Annotated in this window: 17 protein-coding genes; 4 read left to right on the top strand and 13 right to left on the bottom strand. The window is 41.1% G+C overall.

The genetic code is table 11. The features are described from left to right. Positions 1 to 3: 3 nt before the first annotated feature. The 3 genes from M1F56_RS04610 to M1F56_RS04600 are packed head-to-tail and all read right to left on the bottom strand — an operon-like array spanning position 4 to position 2,438. The gene (locus M1F56_RS04610; RefSeq protein ID WP_247917008.1) at positions 4 to 1,344 is read right to left on the bottom strand and encodes a sensor histidine kinase; all 1,341 of its coding nucleotides are present in this window, start codon (positions 1,342 to 1,344) and stop codon (positions 4 to 6) included. A gap of 13 nt (positions 1,345 to 1,357) precedes the next feature. Next, positions 1,358 to 2,095 carry a response regulator transcription factor gene (locus tag M1F56_RS04605; protein WP_247917007.1) on the bottom strand — a complete coding sequence of 246 codons (738 nt, stop codon included), beginning with the start codon at positions 2,093 to 2,095 and terminating at the stop codon, positions 1,358 to 1,360. 4 nt (positions 2,096 to 2,099) lie between these two features. Next, on the bottom strand, positions 2,100 to 2,438 hold the full coding sequence (locus M1F56_RS04600) for a LytTR family DNA-binding domain-containing protein (protein ID WP_247917006.1): 339 nt from the start codon (positions 2,436 to 2,438) through the stop codon (positions 2,100 to 2,102). 279 nt (positions 2,439 to 2,717) lie between these two features. Between M1F56_RS04600 and M1F56_RS04595 the strand changes: the two genes are divergently transcribed. Then, entirely contained in the window at positions 2,718 to 3,047 is a 330-nt protein-coding gene (locus tag M1F56_RS04595; protein WP_247917005.1) for a helicase BlpT, read from the top strand. A gap of 61 nt (positions 3,048 to 3,108) precedes the next feature. On the opposite strand, the gene M1F56_RS04590 is transcribed toward M1F56_RS04595, so the two are convergent. After that, on the bottom strand, positions 3,109 to 4,158 hold the full coding sequence (locus M1F56_RS04590) for an ABC transporter permease (RefSeq protein WP_247917004.1): 1,050 nt from the start codon (positions 4,156 to 4,158) through the stop codon (positions 3,109 to 3,111). Continuing rightward, positions 4,155 to 4,886 (bottom strand): ABC transporter ATP-binding protein, encoded by a 732-nt coding sequence (locus M1F56_RS04585; protein WP_247917003.1) that lies wholly within the window; start codon positions 4,884 to 4,886, stop codon positions 4,155 to 4,157. Before M1F56_RS04585 ends, M1F56_RS04590 begins: the two co-directional genes overlap by 4 nt. Before the next feature lie 67 nt (positions 4,887 to 4,953). Here M1F56_RS04585 and M1F56_RS04580 point away from each other — a divergent pair, with 67 nt between their 5' ends. The 3 genes from M1F56_RS04580 to M1F56_RS04570 all read left to right on the top strand — a co-directional run bounded on the left by M1F56_RS04580 (position 4,954) and on the right by M1F56_RS04570 (position 6,375). Beyond that, the gene (locus tag M1F56_RS04580; RefSeq protein ID WP_247917002.1) at positions 4,954 to 5,364 is read left to right on the top strand and encodes an HIT family protein; all 411 of its coding nucleotides are present in this window, start codon (positions 4,954 to 4,956) and stop codon (positions 5,362 to 5,364) included. Between the two features lie 9 nt (positions 5,365 to 5,373). Then, positions 5,374 to 5,652: a hypothetical protein gene (locus tag M1F56_RS04575; protein WP_247917001.1), complete on the top strand. Its 279-nt coding sequence runs from the start codon at positions 5,374 to 5,376 to the stop codon at positions 5,650 to 5,652. A gap of 63 nt (positions 5,653 to 5,715) precedes the next feature. Then, positions 5,716 to 6,375, top strand: a complete 660-nt coding sequence (locus M1F56_RS04570; protein ID WP_247917000.1) for a hypothetical protein — start codon at positions 5,716 to 5,718, stop codon at positions 6,373 to 6,375. Positions 6,376 to 6,451: 76 nt separating this feature from the next. Here the strand turns inward: M1F56_RS04570 and dnaJ are convergent, their stop codons facing one another. From dnaJ to glnA, 8 genes are all read right to left on the bottom strand, one after another. Then, positions 6,452 to 7,588 carry a molecular chaperone DnaJ gene (dnaJ, locus tag M1F56_RS04565; protein WP_001066312.1) on the bottom strand — a complete coding sequence of 379 codons (1,137 nt, stop codon included), beginning with the start codon at positions 7,586 to 7,588 and terminating at the stop codon, positions 6,452 to 6,454. A 528-nt stretch (positions 7,589 to 8,116) separates the two neighbouring features. After that, on the bottom strand, positions 8,117 to 9,940 hold the full coding sequence (gene dnaK, locus M1F56_RS04560) for a molecular chaperone DnaK (protein WP_247916999.1): 1,824 nt from the start codon (positions 9,938 to 9,940) through the stop codon (positions 8,117 to 8,119). Between the two features lie 258 nt (positions 9,941 to 10,198). Beyond that, on the bottom strand, positions 10,199 to 10,714 hold the full coding sequence (gene grpE / locus M1F56_RS04555) for a nucleotide exchange factor GrpE (protein ID WP_247916998.1): 516 nt from the start codon (positions 10,712 to 10,714) through the stop codon (positions 10,199 to 10,201). Between the two features lie 26 nt (positions 10,715 to 10,740). Next, positions 10,741 to 11,775, bottom strand: a complete 1,035-nt coding sequence (gene hrcA / locus M1F56_RS04550) for a heat-inducible transcriptional repressor HrcA (RefSeq protein ID WP_247916997.1) — start codon at positions 11,773 to 11,775, stop codon at positions 10,741 to 10,743. Positions 11,776 to 11,935: 160 nt separating this feature from the next. After that, positions 11,936 to 12,448, bottom strand: a complete 513-nt coding sequence (locus M1F56_RS04545; protein ID WP_247916996.1) for a DUF2812 domain-containing protein — start codon at positions 12,446 to 12,448, stop codon at positions 11,936 to 11,938. 34 nt (positions 12,449 to 12,482) lie between these two features. Next, positions 12,483 to 13,058 (bottom strand): DUF2812 domain-containing protein, encoded by a 576-nt coding sequence (locus tag M1F56_RS04540; protein ID WP_247917038.1) that lies wholly within the window; start codon positions 13,056 to 13,058, stop codon positions 12,483 to 12,485. Then, complete coding sequence (locus M1F56_RS04535; protein ID WP_000423977.1) at positions 13,058 to 13,378, bottom strand: PadR family transcriptional regulator; 321 nt, start codon at positions 13,376 to 13,378, stop codon at positions 13,058 to 13,060. The genes M1F56_RS04540 and M1F56_RS04535 overlap by 1 nt, the downstream gene beginning before the upstream one ends. Positions 13,379 to 13,490: 112 nt before the next feature. Further along, a complete protein-coding gene (gene glnA, locus M1F56_RS04530) occupies positions 13,491 to 14,837 on the bottom strand; it encodes a type I glutamate--ammonia ligase (RefSeq protein ID WP_001122897.1) in 1,347 nt (448 codons plus the stop codon). Between the last annotated feature and the right edge of the window lie 5 nt (positions 14,838 to 14,842).

The following is a 14,842-nucleotide window of genomic DNA, read 5'->3' as shown; positions in this document are numbered from 1 at the left end:
TCATCATTCTGTATGTATCATAGTAAGTACCTGACGAAAGACTTGATCTTGACAGGTGGTATTGAGACTGACATTGGGATAACTTTCCACAATTTTCATCACGGTATAAAGGCCAACTCCTCTCTCCTCCCCTTTAGAACTTGCTCCAAAAGAGAAGATTTCAGAAATATCTATGTCCTCTTCTTTGATGGAGTTTTCAATGATAAAGGTCTCCTGTGCCCCATTTTTAAAAAAGGCAATTGAAACGTGAGGTTGACTGACCTCTGCACTAGCTTCAATAGCATTGTCACAAAGGATAGATACGATGGTTAAAAAATCAAGCAGACTCATCCCCTCAACTTGAATCTCCTCAGGAACTTCGATATTAAAGACAATATCCTTTTCTCTGGCTTTTAGAAATTTTCCTGCGAGGAGACTTTTGAGGGAACGGTCACGAATATTCACCAATCGGCCCAGGTCATATTTATTATCCTGCAATTTTTTACTGGAATCCTTCAAGACGGAGTCATAGACCTCTTTTATCTGCCCCATATCCTCCTCTTCAATACCTAGGCGTAAGCTGGTCAAGAGGTTGGTGTAATCATGACGAAAGCTCCGAACTTCCTTATAAAGCTCCTCTATATGCAGACTATACCTCTCCATGTCTCTATAGCGCAAGGTCTGCTCTTGGTTCAGTTTTTCCTGAAGTTTTTCCTTCAAGTAGGTATCCAATTTCTTGACAACCCCCATAAAAAAGAGCAAGTAAAACACCAGAATCAGATGGCGAACAGTCGTTGATTGAATACTTTGTTCATATTCAAAAAAAGACAGACTTTCCATGACTAGATAGTAGGCCCCCATTATCCAGTTAATCTTAATCAGGGACTTTTGAAAATCTTTATCTAGAATCTCCCTTCTCAAACTAGTAAAATCATAGTCTAACCATTTAAAAAATACTAGAGAAATGAAGAAATTGAAAATTATTATACATAACCCAGTAAATGAGTAGTCATCATATACTTGCCCTTGTCCCAAAAATGGAAGCACAAAATAGGAGACTCCCCTATAAAAGAGATTCACCAATATCATTGGAAAGAGACCATAAAAGAAAAGGAGTTTTTTAGGAAGCCCTCTTAACAATAAGAAAGACAAGCCTATGCCGTACAAGGGTTCCATAAAATAAGATAGGTAAGTATTTCCTACTATATAGCTAATCATTACAAAAACAAAGGCCAACAGTATCTTAAAAAGAAAAGCCTTAAAAATCCTCTCGAAAGTAAGATTAATTCCATCCACCTTAAAGAAAATGACAATTTCTAGCCCATTAGTAATAAGTGTATACAATAATATCCAAGCAATATTCATAAATTCTCCTAGCTCAGTGTAAGTTATTGATAGCCTCAGACACTTCCCTGACCTTATAACGCGCGATTAGACAACTTCCACCATTGGCAAAGAAAAGCAGTTTTTCTTTCTTATCCAAATGCACTACATTGGCTGGATTGATGAGAAAAGAACGATGACACTGCAAGAGACGAGGCTCCTGCTTGAGAACCTCCTCTAGACTCGCCGTAAATTCCAGCCTATCCGTCTTGGTATAGAGAATAACACGATGGGGTCTTGGGGACGTTTCGAGATAGTAAACCTCTTTAAAAGGATACTGGAATTGAGCAAATTTTGATTTAAAGTAAAAGCAATCTTCCGCCAGGCTTTTGCTGTCTTGACTATCGGCATAGAGAAGAGCTGTCTCGATACGAGACTCAAACTCCTCTGCCGACAAGGCCTTATCAATATAGTCCAAAGCAGACACTTGGTAGCGAAAGGACAGAGGCATAAACTCCGAGTGAGTCGTCACAAAGACGATCAGGGCATAAGAATCTCTATCCCGAATCTTTCTTGCCACTTCCAGACCTTTCATCTCTTCATTTCGAATCTCAATATCCAAAAAGAATAGCTGATGTGCTCCCTTCTCATGCACCTCTGCCAGCAGTTGGTCTGGCTTGCCAAAAACTTCAAAAGAGCTGGGAATGATCTGATGTTCTTTCAAAAGTTTCTCAATCGCCGTTTCAATCCTAGCTTGTTGGGAAAAATCATCTTCTAAAACAAATATTCTCATCTTCTTACTCTCCTTGTTTCAACCATTTTTGGCGAATTTCTCTATAGCGACGTCTGGCATACTTGACAGCATATTGACCTTCTTCTCCAAGAAAGAGGGTCTTTGATTGGATATCCATGGATTTTAGCCGTTCAAGGTTAACCAGACAATTTCGATGACATCTCGTCAAGGTTTCCCCATATTGTTTCTCAAGATTGCTTAAATTTTGAAATAGATCAAAGCTAGCGTTTTCTGTAACAATCTGCACAGTATGGGCTTTACTTGGATGCGTTTGGATATAGTAGATATCCTTTATGTTTAATTTGAAAATTTCTTTCTCTTTTTGGATGATAATGTAGTTCATGGATAAAACCTCCTAAAAAGAGGATAACATAAGTCTAGAAACTATTTTTCACCAAATCCTAAACGGTTCTCAAAAATTCCTAAAGTGTCGAAGTATTCTAAAAAATATATATGATAACCTTACAATTATTTTATCATAAAATCCTGCAATTACCATTCAGGAAATTTCAATGACAATTAAAGATTTGAAGGTAAAAAAAGAGTTAAAGGTGATAAGCTATGATTATAGAAAGACAATCACTTGAAACAACTTTAAAACTAGCACAAAGGAGGCATTCTCATGACGGTTACAGACCCAATCAAAAGAGCTCAGGCACTGATTACTGACTTAAACAAAGCCTACCAAGTCTGCAAACAGGCAACAGCTGACGATGTCCGCTTTCAGGAGCAGCTGGACAATATCCTTGACTTTCTCTCTAAAACTGAGACAGTGGATAATCGATTCTTGATTGAACTGGAAAAATTTTATCAGACTTCCAGTCTTCTCCTGGGTCTCAGCGCTCTCAATCCAGATGCTCCTACTCGCGCCGCTTGGCGGGCCTATGACCGTTTCCACTTTGACCAAGTCAAAACCAAGCTAAGTCTCTACGGACCAACTATTATCTTGTAGAAAATAAAAGAAGCTGAGACAGACTGAACTCAACTTCTTTTTTAGTGTCCTATAAGTAAGATTAATCCTGCATCTGACGTTTTACCTGATAAGGCAAATACAAGACTTGTAAAACCAGTCCAGCTCCAAGCAGGGCTAGAAGGGCTAGTTTTTCTTGGAGGGTAATCAAACCAACTATCAGTTGAACCATTAAAACAAAACCTGTCAATCCTCGGATAACTTCCTGTAGTCCCTTCTCTTTTTCACCCTTTTCTAAAGGAAAGAGCTGGGTCAAATACTGGTAGTCAAAAGCACGATAGAGAGCCAACAACTGGAAGAGCATGAGGTAATTAAATAGGACAACCACTGCCGTCGCAATCCAAGACTGCTCGATAAAAATCACAGCTAACAAGGATAGGAGCAAGAGGCGAAGACTGAGAGCAAAGAGGTCTCCATTTCGCAGATAAGAGCGGAGATAGAGGTTTTGCCAGATCTTCCCTGGCACCTTTTGAACAGTCTTTAGGATGAAATCCAGATAAGCGCGACGTTTGACACTATTTGAAACGCCCTTGACCTGAGTAAAGAGAGCAAAGAAACGAAGCAAAACTTGCTTGCGCTTGCTTTCTTGGGCGATCACATAGTCCCAGTCAATTCCGTTCTCAGTAAAAAATTTACTGGCTTTTTGACGAAAGAGGAGATATTTCCCAGCTCCTAATAAAAGCACATAGGAAAGAAAGATAGGCAAGCCATAGCCCATGGCTAAAAATAAAGGTGCAAACACCAGTAAAAAGAGGGTTTGGACAATTGTCCAGAAAACCAATGAACGCGACGTCTGTCCTTTGAGGTACAACTTGACCTCCTCTTCACTGACTAAGAGAAAGAGCTTGTCAGGTACTTCTATGTAGGTCGCGATTCCTCCCCAAGCCAAAAGCAAGGCAGATACAATTCCCAAAAACAAGAGGATAGGCCAATGATTTTCAGGAAAATCTTGCAAGAGTTGACTGTATTGGTAAGCTAGAAAACCGATGAGAACTAGTAGGAACAAGACAAAGTGGTCATTGAGAACATAACGCAGATAACCGACACACTCCTTACGAAAAGCCTGCTTTCGCTTTAAAAACAAGTCTTTCATAGGTCCTCCTCTTTGGTCAGAGCCAAGTAAATATCATTCAAACTCGCTTCAGGCATGTCAAAGGCTTCGCGGAGTTGCTGGAGGTTCCCCTGAGCCCGCACCTCTCCCTTGTGGAGGATAACAAAGGCATCACACATCTTCTCCGCCGAGTCCAGCACGTGGGTACTCATGAGGATAGACTTGCCTTTTTGCTTTTCTACTTCCAAAAGCTGAATCAAGTCTGCAATAGCCAGCGGATCGAGGCCAAGAAAAGGCTCATCCACGATAAAGAGACTAGGATTTACCACAAAAGCACAGATAATCATAACCTTCTGCTTCATTCCTTTTGAGAAATGGACAGGAAACCAGTCCAATTTTTGATCCAGACGAAACATTTTTAAAAGCGGTTCTACGCGTTCAAAAGCTAGATTTTGTTCAATACCATAAGCCATGGCAACCGTCTCGATATGCTCTCTGAGAGTCAATTCCTCGTACAAACTAGGAGTTTCCGGGATGTAGCCAATCTGCTTGCGGTAATTGGTCGCATCTTCTCGCAGGGTTAGGCCATTAATCTTGATTTCTCCACTATAAGGTGTCAAAAGTCCAATAATCTCATTAATAGTCGTTGATTTCCCCGCACCGTTGAGACCAATCAAACCGACTAACTGCCCACTTTCAACTGTAAAGGACACATCTTTCAAGACAGGGACGTGAACATAGCCACCTGTCAGGTTTTTAATTTCTAACATATTTTCTCCGAATCTGGTATAATGTAGCTATATTATATCAAAATTCAATACAGTAGAGGTGGATTTTATGTCAGATTGCATTTTTTGTAAGATCATCGCAGGGGAGATTCCTGCTTCAAAAGTATACGAGGATGAGCAGATTCTTGCCTTTCTTGATATCTCTCAAGTAACGCCTGGACACACCCTCATTGTACCCAAAGAGCACTATCGCAATCTTTTGGAGATGGATGCTACCAGCGCCAGCCAACTCTTTGCCCAAGTGCCAACAGTAGCTCAAAAAGTCATGAAGGCTACCAAGGCTGCTGGTATGAATATCATCGCCAATTGCGAGGAAGTCGCAGGTCAAACGGTCTTTCATACTCACGTGCACCTCGTACCTCGCTACAGTGCAGAAGATGACCTCAAGATTGACTTTATCGCCCACGAACCTAACTTTGACAAACTTGCCCAAGTCGCTGAAACCATTAAAAACGCTTAAGGAGTTGCCATGAAATTATCAAATCTACTGCTCTTAGTAGGAGCTGCAGCCGGAAGTTATTTTGTTGTGAAAAATCGCCAAGCCATTCAGGATGAAGTGCTAGATACAACTGACCGCGTCGAAGCTATCAAGGATGATTTGGATATCATCCAAAACAGCCTACAAATCATCGACCAACAAAAAGCCCTTATCAAGGAATACCAAAAAGATTTAACCTATAAATTCAAAGTCTTGGAAAAAGATTTCCAAACTAGAATGGCGGTCCTCCAAGAAGAAAAACAAGGATAAGAGAGCCTCCAAGTTTCCTTAAATCCTTTTTGGGTTACTAGATTCGAACAGAAAAGGGAGGGAATGAAAGTGAAACAGTTTTTAAAAGTTCTAGCGCAGGTCATCGCGATCCCTTGTGGCTGTCTCTGCCTTCTGACGGCTCTAGCATTTCTACTACTGATGAATCTTTTCAAGGCCTCACCGAGTGACATCCAAAAAGGAAATGAATCCTTAAAACAAATATTTATCTCTCTTGACATGCCTCCCGAGAAAGTAGAATCAGATGGACACTATCAATACGAGGGTGGGGGCTTACATTTTTATGTTACTTTCTCAGATGAGATTATCAATAGTCACACTGTCCTAAAAGAAAGTCCAAAACTCACCAAAAATCGACTCGAAGTCTATGTCCTCCAGACAGGAGATATCTCCTACTATAAAGTAGGAGACAACTTGTTCAATCATGGTTTATTGCAGTTTTTAGAAAAAGAAAGCGAGAAGTATCTCCAAGAAATCGGAAAGAAATTTAATCCCAATTACTCAATTCTCTTTTGGAAGGATCAGGAAAGTCTAAAAAAGGGAATCGCATTCTATGAAAAAGCCTTGACCTTGGTAGATATTCAGGATAATTCGGCAATCAAACACATTGATACCGTCACCGTTAAGCCCTGCAAAGAAGCGGAAATCAAGCAACTCATCCAGGAGATAGATGAAGCTGGCTTGCTCACTCAAAAGTATAAATAGTAGGCTAACTGGAAATGATTTTTCGACGCTAAATTTTCAAAGATAACACAAAAAGAGCCAGTCGGCTCTTTTTACTTTATTCACCTTCAAAGGCATCTTTTATATGGTCAAAGAAGCCTTTTTTCTTTGGATTGACTTTCAAGTCACCTGCAGCTGCGAATTCTTTAAGCGCAGCTTTTTGGCGGTCGTTCAAACCTGTCGGAGTCACGACATTAACGGTAACGTATTGGTCACCAACGGCACCACCACGAAGGCTTGGTGCTCCCTTGCCACGTAGACGGAATTTCTTGCCAGTCTGAGTTCCCTCTGGAATGACCAATTCAACATCTCCATGCACGGTTGGAATTTCCACAGTATCTCCTAGAGCTGCTTGGACAATATTGAGATTCAACTTGTAGAAAATGGTTGTTCCTTCACGTTCAAACTTATCACTAGCTTCAACTGAAACCACCACGTACAAGTCCCCGTAAGGTCCACCGTTAAAGCCTGCTTCACCTTGACCAGCTAGACGAATTTGTTGGCCAGTTTCCACACCAGCAGGGATTTTTACATGTACGCTATGAGCTTGTTTTTCATGACCTGTTCCATGACATGTAGTACATGGATCTTTAATTTCTTTTCCGCGACCATGGCAGACATCACAAGTTACTTGACGACGCATCATACCAAGAGGAGTCTGCGTATCGACGTTAATGACACCAGCACCATGACAGCGTCCACAAGTGACTGGACTTGTTCCTGGCTTAGCACCAGATCCGTTACATGTACGACAACTTGCTTCACGGTTGTATTTCACTTCTTTTTCCGTTCCGAAGATAGCTTCTTCAAAGGTCAAATTCACACGATACTGGAGGTCATCCCCTTGACGAGGGGCGTTTGGATTGCGCGAAGCACCGCCTCCTCCAAAGAAACTTGAGAAGATATCCTCAAAACCACCGAAGCCACCTGCTCCGTCAAAGCCACCGAAACCGCCAGCACCACCAAAGCCACCGTTGGCACCTGCAGCACCATATTGGTCGTAGGCTGCACGTTTTTGGTCGTCACTCAAAGTCTCATAAGCTTCTTGAACTTCCTTGTATTTTTCCTCAGCGCCAGGCTCCTTGTTGATATCTGGGTGATATTTTTTCGAAAGCTTACGATAAGCCTTTTTGATCTCGTCTGCCGAAGCGTTTTTTGACACCCCCAGACGATCATAAAATTCAGTATTGTTCATATAAGATACTAAGAGCGAACAGAAAGCGACTGAAATTTAGGAAACCGACAAGAAATCCTGATTTCTTAGGAGGTTTATCTAATTTCCAAGCTTTCCGCTCGAGTTCAATTACGAACACCCTTATTCCTTTCTGTTAATATTGCGGAACGAGACCACGATTTAAGTCGGGTTCAATTCCTTTCTTTTATATTCCCAAACAAATCAGGTTCAGGCCCTTTTTACCGAAAAACAGAGGCTGGGTTGCAACCTCTGGATTTCTTCTTATACTTACTAGTTCGAGTTTTAAAAATCAAACTAGCAATGCTTAACTGAGTTTCGGCTAAAAACTTCGGAAAAAAGATAAGCCATCTTTTGTGCATCGCACAAGGCGATGGCTTCCTATTTTTCTTTCGTTTTCTTAACGCCTCAACATCTTACCGAATCAAGCACGCCCTAACCTCTTGGTGAAAAAGACAAATCTTCCTAGAAACTAAAGTTTCTGCGTTAGATTTCCTATTTTCACTGTGAGGTTTTAACGGGCTTTGCATCTTATTTTTCAGTAAACTCTCCGTCTACGACGTCATCGCCTGCGTTTCCTGTTGCTTGCGCGCCTTCTGCTCCTGCTTGAGCTTGTTGAGCAGCTGCAGCTTGTTCATAGAGTTTCACTGCAAGGGCTTGAGCTTTTTCGTTCAATGTTTCGAGTTTTGCCTTCATATCATCCAAGTTGTTGTCTTCTTGCGCTTTCTTAAGGTCATCAAGGGCAGCTTGGGCAGCATCACGTTCTGCATCGAAGCCTTTACCTTCAGTTTCCTTGATTGTCTTTTCAGTCGCAAAGATTGCTTGGTCTACTTCGTTACGAAGGTCTACTTCTTCTTTACGTTTCTTATCTGCTTCAGCGTTAGCTTCAGCATCCTTCATCATGCGGTCGATTTCTTCGTCTGTCAAACCTGAGTTTGATTGGATGACAATAGTTTGTTCTTTTTGAGTTCCAAGATCTTTAGCCTTAACAGACACGATACCGTTCTTATCGATATCAAATGTTACTTCGATTTGTGGGATACCACGAGGTGCAGCTGGGATATCAGTCAATTGGAAACGTCCAAGAGTCTTGTTATCTGCTGCCATTGGGCGTTCACCTTGAAGAACGTGGATATCAACGGCTGGTTGGTTGTCTGCTGCTGTTGAGAAGACTTGTGACTTAGATGTTGGAATAGTAGTGTTGCGATCGATAAGTTTTGTAAATACTCCACCCATTGTTTCGATACCGAGTGATAATGGCGTTACGTCAAGAAGGACAACGTCTTTCACATCACCAGTGATCACACCACCTTGGATGGCAGCACCCATGGCAACAACTTCGTCAGGGTTTACTGATTTGTTTGGTTCTTTACCAGTTTCAGCCTTAACAGCTTCTACAACGGCTGGGATACGAGTTGAACCACCAACAAGGATGACTTCATCGATTTCTGACAAGCTCAAACCTGCATCTGAAAGGGCTTGACGAACTGGAGTTTTTGTACGTTCTACAAGATCACGAGTCAAATCGTCAAATTTGGCACGAGTCAAAGTCATTTCCAAGTGAAGAGGCCCAGCTTCACCAGCAGTGATAAACGGCAAGCTAATTTGAGTTGAAGTTACACCAGAAAGGTCTTTCTTCGCTTTTTCAGCGGCATCTTTCAAACGTTGCATTGCCATCTTGTCAGTAGACAAGTCAATACCATTTTCTTTCTTGAATTCTGCAATCATGTGATCGATGATTTTTTGGTCAAAGTCGTCACCACCGAGTTTGTTATCCCCTGCAGTCGCCAATACATCGAAGACACCGTCACCCAATTCAAGGATGGATACGTCGAATGTACCACCACCAAGGTCAAATACCAAGATTTTTTCTTCTTTGTCAGTCTTGTCCAAACCGTAAGCAAGAGCTGCTGCAGTTGGTTCGTTGACAATACGTTCTACTTCAAGACCAGCGATTTTACCAGCGTCTTTTGTAGCTTGACGTTGTGCATCGTTGAAGTAAGCAGGTACTGTGATAACAGCTTTAGTTACTTTTTCACCAAGGTAATCTTCAGCGTAACCTTTCAAGTATTGAAGGATCATAGCTGAGATTTCTTGTGGAGTGTACTCTTTACCATTTGCAGAAACTTTTTCAGAAGTTCCCATCTTAGATTTGATAGAGATTACTGTATCTGGGTTCGTAACTGCTTGACGTTTCGCAGCGTCACCAACGATGATTTCGCCGTTTTTGAATGATACTACAGATGGAGTTGTACGGTTACCTTCTGGGTTTGCGATGATTTTGCTTTCAGTTCCTTCAAGAACTGCAACTGCTGAGTTTGTTGTACCTAAGTCAATACCGATAATTTTAGACATGTGTTTTTCTCCTTAAATTTTAATTCGAATTTTGATTTTTTGATATTTCCCTTAAGTGGTGGGGACGTGAGCAACTCCCTTCGGGATTTCATCACTTATTTTTGAGCCTATTGTCTCAAAAATCCCCTGTTTCAGTAGCCAAAGCTACTGAAACTTTCACCACTGCGGGCAATATCTTCCTTGCAAGCCTCCGGCTTGCTTTTTATCTTTCTTTCATAGTTTATTGTCGTTTCGGACAAAATTTTTAAGCTCTATTGCCTAGTTATAGACTATCACCATGGCTGGGCGTAGGATGCGGTCATGGAGTTTGTAGCCTTTTTGGAAGACTTGGGCGATGGTATCTGCTGGATGTTCATCGTCTGCTGGGAGAGTTTGGATGGCCATGTGATAGTTATGGTCAAATTCACCGTCAGCAGCAATTTCTTCGATTCCTTCTTCTTTCAAAGCATGAATCAAGCTTTCTTGCACCATTTCCAAGCCCTTCTTCACATCATCTGTCAAACCTTCAACTGCGAGAGCACGCTCAAGGTTGTCGAGTGATGGTAAGATTGCTTTTGCCAAGTCCTGGCTACGATAACGTTGCAAGTTTTGACGCTCTTCATTGGCACGGCGTTGGATATTCTGCATTTCTGCATGAGCGCGAAGGTATTTGTCTTCGAACTCATCCGCACGTTCATTTGCCAAGTCCAACTCAGACTTCTCAGGAGTTGTTTCTTCAGCTGTTTCCACAATTTCCTCTTCTTTTATTTCTTCATTTTTTATATCTTGGGCCATTTTCGCCTCCTTTAATGATTTCAATCTTAATGTACTTCGTAATGATTACTGCTGAGATAGCGGTAAAAATCCGTTAGTTTCATGGTCAATACGCGGTTGACTACATTGAGTTGGTTGACCAATTGCTGGTAGTCCAGATTGACTGGACCGATAATCGCCAGAATTCCAAAACCCCGATAAGGAATGAGGAATTTACTGCTAATCACCGCTAGGTCTGCTAGACAAGACTCCTGACTGTCCGCAACACGGACATTTTGCATTTGATCTTCATGCAGACCCTCACGAATCTCCAGAGCCACCTTTTGCGGTTGGTCAAAGAACTGATAGGCTGCTAGATTGGCAAAATTCAAGAGATTGACTTTGCCCGATACCACAATGTTTTCATTGAACATTTCTTTAAAAATGTGTTCAAAGAGATCCATGACATTGTCCGTTGTCGTAAAGTAACGCTGGATAATCTGTGGAATCTCCGTCCGAATCTTGTAATGAATGTCCAGAACCGTGTGACCGAGGAAACGTTCTTGAATCAAGGTCTTGAGGCGATTTAAATCTTCCTGCAAGAAGTTCCTTGGAATCAGAAATTGACTGGTAACCGTTCGGGACTCGTCTAGGGTAAATACTGCCAAGGCTGTATGTTGTCCCAAAACAACGATATCAAAGGCTGTCAACCGTTGCCTGCTCGGCTCAACATCCAGTGCCACTACCGTACAGCCGCTCAGGTCTGTCAGTAGATTAGCAGCCTCTTGCAGAATATCCTCCAGTTTGAAGAACTCCTGATCAAAGGCTTTGACAATCTCGTATACCTCATTTTCAGCCAGTCTGTCAAAAGCCAGCGAGTGTTTCACATAGTACTGAAAACCAGCAACACTTGGCATCCGGCCGCTTGAGGTATGAGCCTTCTCAAGCAAACCCTGCTTCTCTAGAGCCGCCATGTCATTACGAATGGTAGCACTACTAGAATTGATAGATTCTTGTAGCGCCTTGGATCCGACAGGTTCGTGCGTTTTGGTAAAGATGTCAATAATCAGATTTAAAATATCCTGCTGACGCTCTGTAACCATCTCATCACTCCTCTCTGTCCAATCGATTAGCACTCGACACGTCCAAGTGCTAACTCATGATTCTATTATACACCCTTAGAAGAGAATGTCAAGAGAAAAACTCAAAAAATTAGCACTCTTTTGTTAAGAGTGCTAAAAATCAGTCTGAAGACCTAGAATCTTACTTTTTATCTACTTTATATTTCCTTCTAAGTCTGAAAAAAGCATAGATTAGATAAGAAATCATGAGACCGTATATACCGAAAATAAGGAAGAAAGATGAAGAGAGATTGTCTCTATATAGAACCAAGCAAGCAACAAGCCCACCCAAAAGGGTAGCTATAGAGGAACGGAGTCTGGAAATTACCATTTCCCATCTAAGACCCTTACTCATATAGACTTGATCCTCTGAAAGTATATCAGAAGTTGGTTTACGAAGAATTGAACAAAAACCTGTTTCTATCAATTCCCAACCGCTATTTCTAAAATCTTGCAGTTCATGCTTATACTTTTTAAGAAATCTAGAATCATAGATATGATAGATGACATCATCTGGGCGGCATTGCTCAAAATAGAAAAAACCAAAACGATTAGTTCTATATCTCCAACCTCTCAAGTGCATCTCATGTAAATATTCTTCTACCTTATCCAAATCAACTATTGTAAAAATCCGAAATTCTACTCTGCTATTCATTGTCTTACCTCCAAATTAGAAAACAGGCATTGTTTCATTTATTAGATAATTTTGTCCACTTTTGAAACAATCTCCAAAAAATATAAGAAATCTGAACCACAAGAGCCAACAATAAAATACAATCCATGATAGTAAGCAAAAATACTAGCCCGCTAAAAACGTCTCTTTCACTGAGCAACTTTAAGAACAACGGAATCAACATTGACAAGAAAAACAAAACAGGAAGCAACCGCAGTCTTAAAATCCGATGAACTATATCCAACTTCCCAGTAGCATCATTATAAATTTCAAACTCTGCATCCGATTCAATCTCAGAATGTGCTTTTCTAAAATAGGAAAAACTATTGAAGTCTGTAATATGCTCCCAGCCACAGTCTTTAAACAGTTGCAAATAAGAGGTTCTCTCTGATGTTCTCATTGGGTAAAAATCCAACTGATAAGACACTTGTTCAGGCTGACACTTTTCAAAGGTATACTTAACTGCAAACAACAAGATAGAATAGCTTACTTTCCTAAGTTTCCAGCCTTTAGCATGCATTTCTCTAAAGTATAGAGCCTCCCTATCATAATCCGCAATGGTAAAAATTCGGTAAACACTTTTCTTTTCCATCATCCTTCCTCCCGACTATTTCTGTAAAGTCGTTCAATACGTTTCAATTCTATCTCCAAAACTTTTCGTCCCAAATCTGTTATCTGATAAATTTTCCGTTTTTCCTCTTCTCGGACAAAGAAAATCAAGCCATCCTTTTCCATCTTTGACAAGGTCCCATACATGGTCCCTGGACTAATCGAAACTTGCGAATCTGTCATCTCCTTGACCTTTTGTGTAATACCATATCCATGGTTCTCCTTCTGTAGACAAAACAAGATATAAAAACCCGTTTCAGTCATGGGAAGGTAAACACGCCTGATCTTATCTGTTAATTCCATTTAACCACACTTCCTATTTAATTCGATATATCGCACTTCGTTATATAAACTATATCACAGTCCGATATAAAATGCAAAAAAAAGATCACCCTCAGGCAATCTTTCTTCTATATTAGTAAAGATCTAAATAATTATCAACTTCCCATTGTGAAACGAAGGTTGCATAGCTAGCCCACTCGATACGTTTAGCTTCGAGGAAGCTAGTGTAAATGTGTTCACCTAGGGCTGCCTTGACCACTTCATCTTCTGTTAAAGCTTTCAAGGCGTTATGAAGAGTTGATGGAAGATCGGTAATTCCAGCTTCCTTACGCTCTTCTGCTGTCATGATGTAGATATTTTCTTCGATAGGAGCTGGTGCTTCGATTTTGTTTTCAATACCATGCAAACCGACTTCCAAAAGAACTGCCATAGCGATGTATGGGTTTGCCATCGGATCCACTGAACGCAACTCAAGACGAGTTCCCATACCACGTGAAGCAGGCACGCGCACAAGTGGCGAACGGTTACGACCAGCCCAAGCAATGTAAACAGGCGCTTCATAACCTGGAACCAAACGTTTGTATGAGTTAACTGTTGGGTTCATGATAGCAGTATAGTTATAGGCATGCTTGATCAAACCACCAAGGAAATGGTAGGCCGTTTCTGACAACTGCATTCCTTTTGGATCGTTTGGATCAAAGAAGGCGTTATTTCCTTCAGCGTCAAACAAGGACATATTGCAGTGCATGCCTGATCCAGCAATACCAAATTTTGGTTTCGCCATAAAGGTTGCATAAAGCCCATGTTTGCGAGCAATAGTTTTAACAACGAGCTTAAAGATTTGAATCTTGTCACAGGCACGGAGGACTTCATCATACTTGAAGTCAATTTCATGTTGTCCAACTGCAACCTCGTGGTGACTTGCTTCTACTTCAAATCCCATTTTGGTCAAGACATTCACAATCTCACGACGTGTATTGTCCGCAAGGTCAGTAGGCGCCAAATCAAAGTAGCCACCCTTGTCATTTACTTCAAGTGTTGGGTCTCCATTTTCATCTAGTTTAAATAGGAAGAATTCTGGCTCTGGTCCAAGGTTGAAGGATTTGAATCCTACTTCTTCCATATGGCGAAGAGCACGTTTCAAATTGCCACGAGGGTCACCTGCAAATGGTTTACCTTCTGTTGTATAGACATCACAGATCAAACCTGCAACACTTCCGTTTTCATCTCCCCAAGGGAAGACTGTCCATGTATCCAAGTCTGGGTACAAGTACATATCTGACTCATTGATACGTACAAAACCTTCAATAGAAGATCCATCAAACATAGCCTTGTTTGACAAGACTTTATCTAACTGTTCATCTGTAGCAGGAATTTCGACGTTTTTCATCGTTCCCAAAATATCTGAGAACATGAGACGAATAAAGGTAACATTTTTTTCCTTGACTTCACGACGAATATCTGCAGCTGTGATTGGCATGGTTT

It is taken from the genome of Streptococcus oralis (genome assembly GCF_023109005.1).
Lineage (GTDB): Bacteria > Bacillota > Bacilli > Lactobacillales > Streptococcaceae > Streptococcus > Streptococcus oralis_BU.
The sequence above is the reverse complement of the archived record's forward strand: the minus strand, read 5'-3'. Positions and strand labels throughout refer to the sequence as shown.

Bases quoted from the DNA above. Each gene is read 5' to 3' on its own strand.
- M1F56_RS04610 (WP_247917008.1), bottom strand. From the start codon at position 1,344: ATGAATATTGCTTGGATATTATTGTATACACTTATTACTAATGGGCTA.
- M1F56_RS04605 (WP_247917007.1), bottom strand. From the start codon at position 2,095: ATGAGAATATTTGTTTTAGAAGATGATTTTTCCCAACAAGCTAGGATT.
- M1F56_RS04600 (WP_247917006.1), bottom strand. From the start codon at position 2,438: ATGAACTACATTATCATCCAAAAAGAGAAAGAAATTTTCAAATTAAAC.
- M1F56_RS04595 (WP_247917005.1), top strand. From the start codon at position 2,718: ATGACGGTTACAGACCCAATCAAAAGAGCTCAGGCACTGATTACTGAC.
- M1F56_RS04590 (WP_247917004.1), bottom strand. From the start codon at position 4,158: ATGAAAGACTTGTTTTTAAAGCGAAAGCAGGCTTTTCGTAAGGAGTGT.
- M1F56_RS04585 (WP_247917003.1), bottom strand. From the start codon at position 4,886: ATGTTAGAAATTAAAAACCTGACAGGTGGCTATGTTCACGTCCCTGTC.
- M1F56_RS04580 (WP_247917002.1), top strand. From the start codon at position 4,954: ATGTCAGATTGCATTTTTTGTAAGATCATCGCAGGGGAGATTCCTGCT.
- M1F56_RS04575 (WP_247917001.1), top strand. From the start codon at position 5,374: ATGAAATTATCAAATCTACTGCTCTTAGTAGGAGCTGCAGCCGGAAGT.
- M1F56_RS04570 (WP_247917000.1), top strand. From the start codon at position 5,716: ATGAAAGTGAAACAGTTTTTAAAAGTTCTAGCGCAGGTCATCGCGATC.
- dnaJ (WP_001066312.1), bottom strand. From the start codon at position 7,588: ATGAACAATACTGAATTTTATGATCGTCTGGGGGTGTCAAAAAACGCT.
- dnaK (WP_247916999.1), bottom strand. From the start codon at position 9,940: ATGTCTAAAATTATCGGTATTGACTTAGGTACAACAAACTCAGCAGTT.
- grpE (WP_247916998.1), bottom strand. From the start codon at position 10,714: ATGGCCCAAGATATAAAAAATGAAGAAATAAAAGAAGAGGAAATTGTG.
- hrcA (WP_247916997.1), bottom strand. From the start codon at position 11,775: ATGGTTACAGAGCGTCAGCAGGATATTTTAAATCTGATTATTGACATC.
- M1F56_RS04545 (WP_247916996.1), bottom strand. From the start codon at position 12,448: ATGAATAGCAGAGTAGAATTTCGGATTTTTACAATAGTTGATTTGGAT.
- M1F56_RS04540 (WP_247917038.1), bottom strand. From the start codon at position 13,058: ATGGAAAAGAAAAGTGTTTACCGAATTTTTACCATTGCGGATTATGAT.
- M1F56_RS04535 (WP_000423977.1), bottom strand. From the start codon at position 13,378: ATGGAATTAACAGATAAGATCAGGCGTGTTTACCTTCCCATGACTGAA.
- glnA (WP_001122897.1), bottom strand. From the start codon at position 14,837: ATGCCAATCACAGCTGCAGATATTCGTCGTGAAGTCAAGGAAAAAAAT.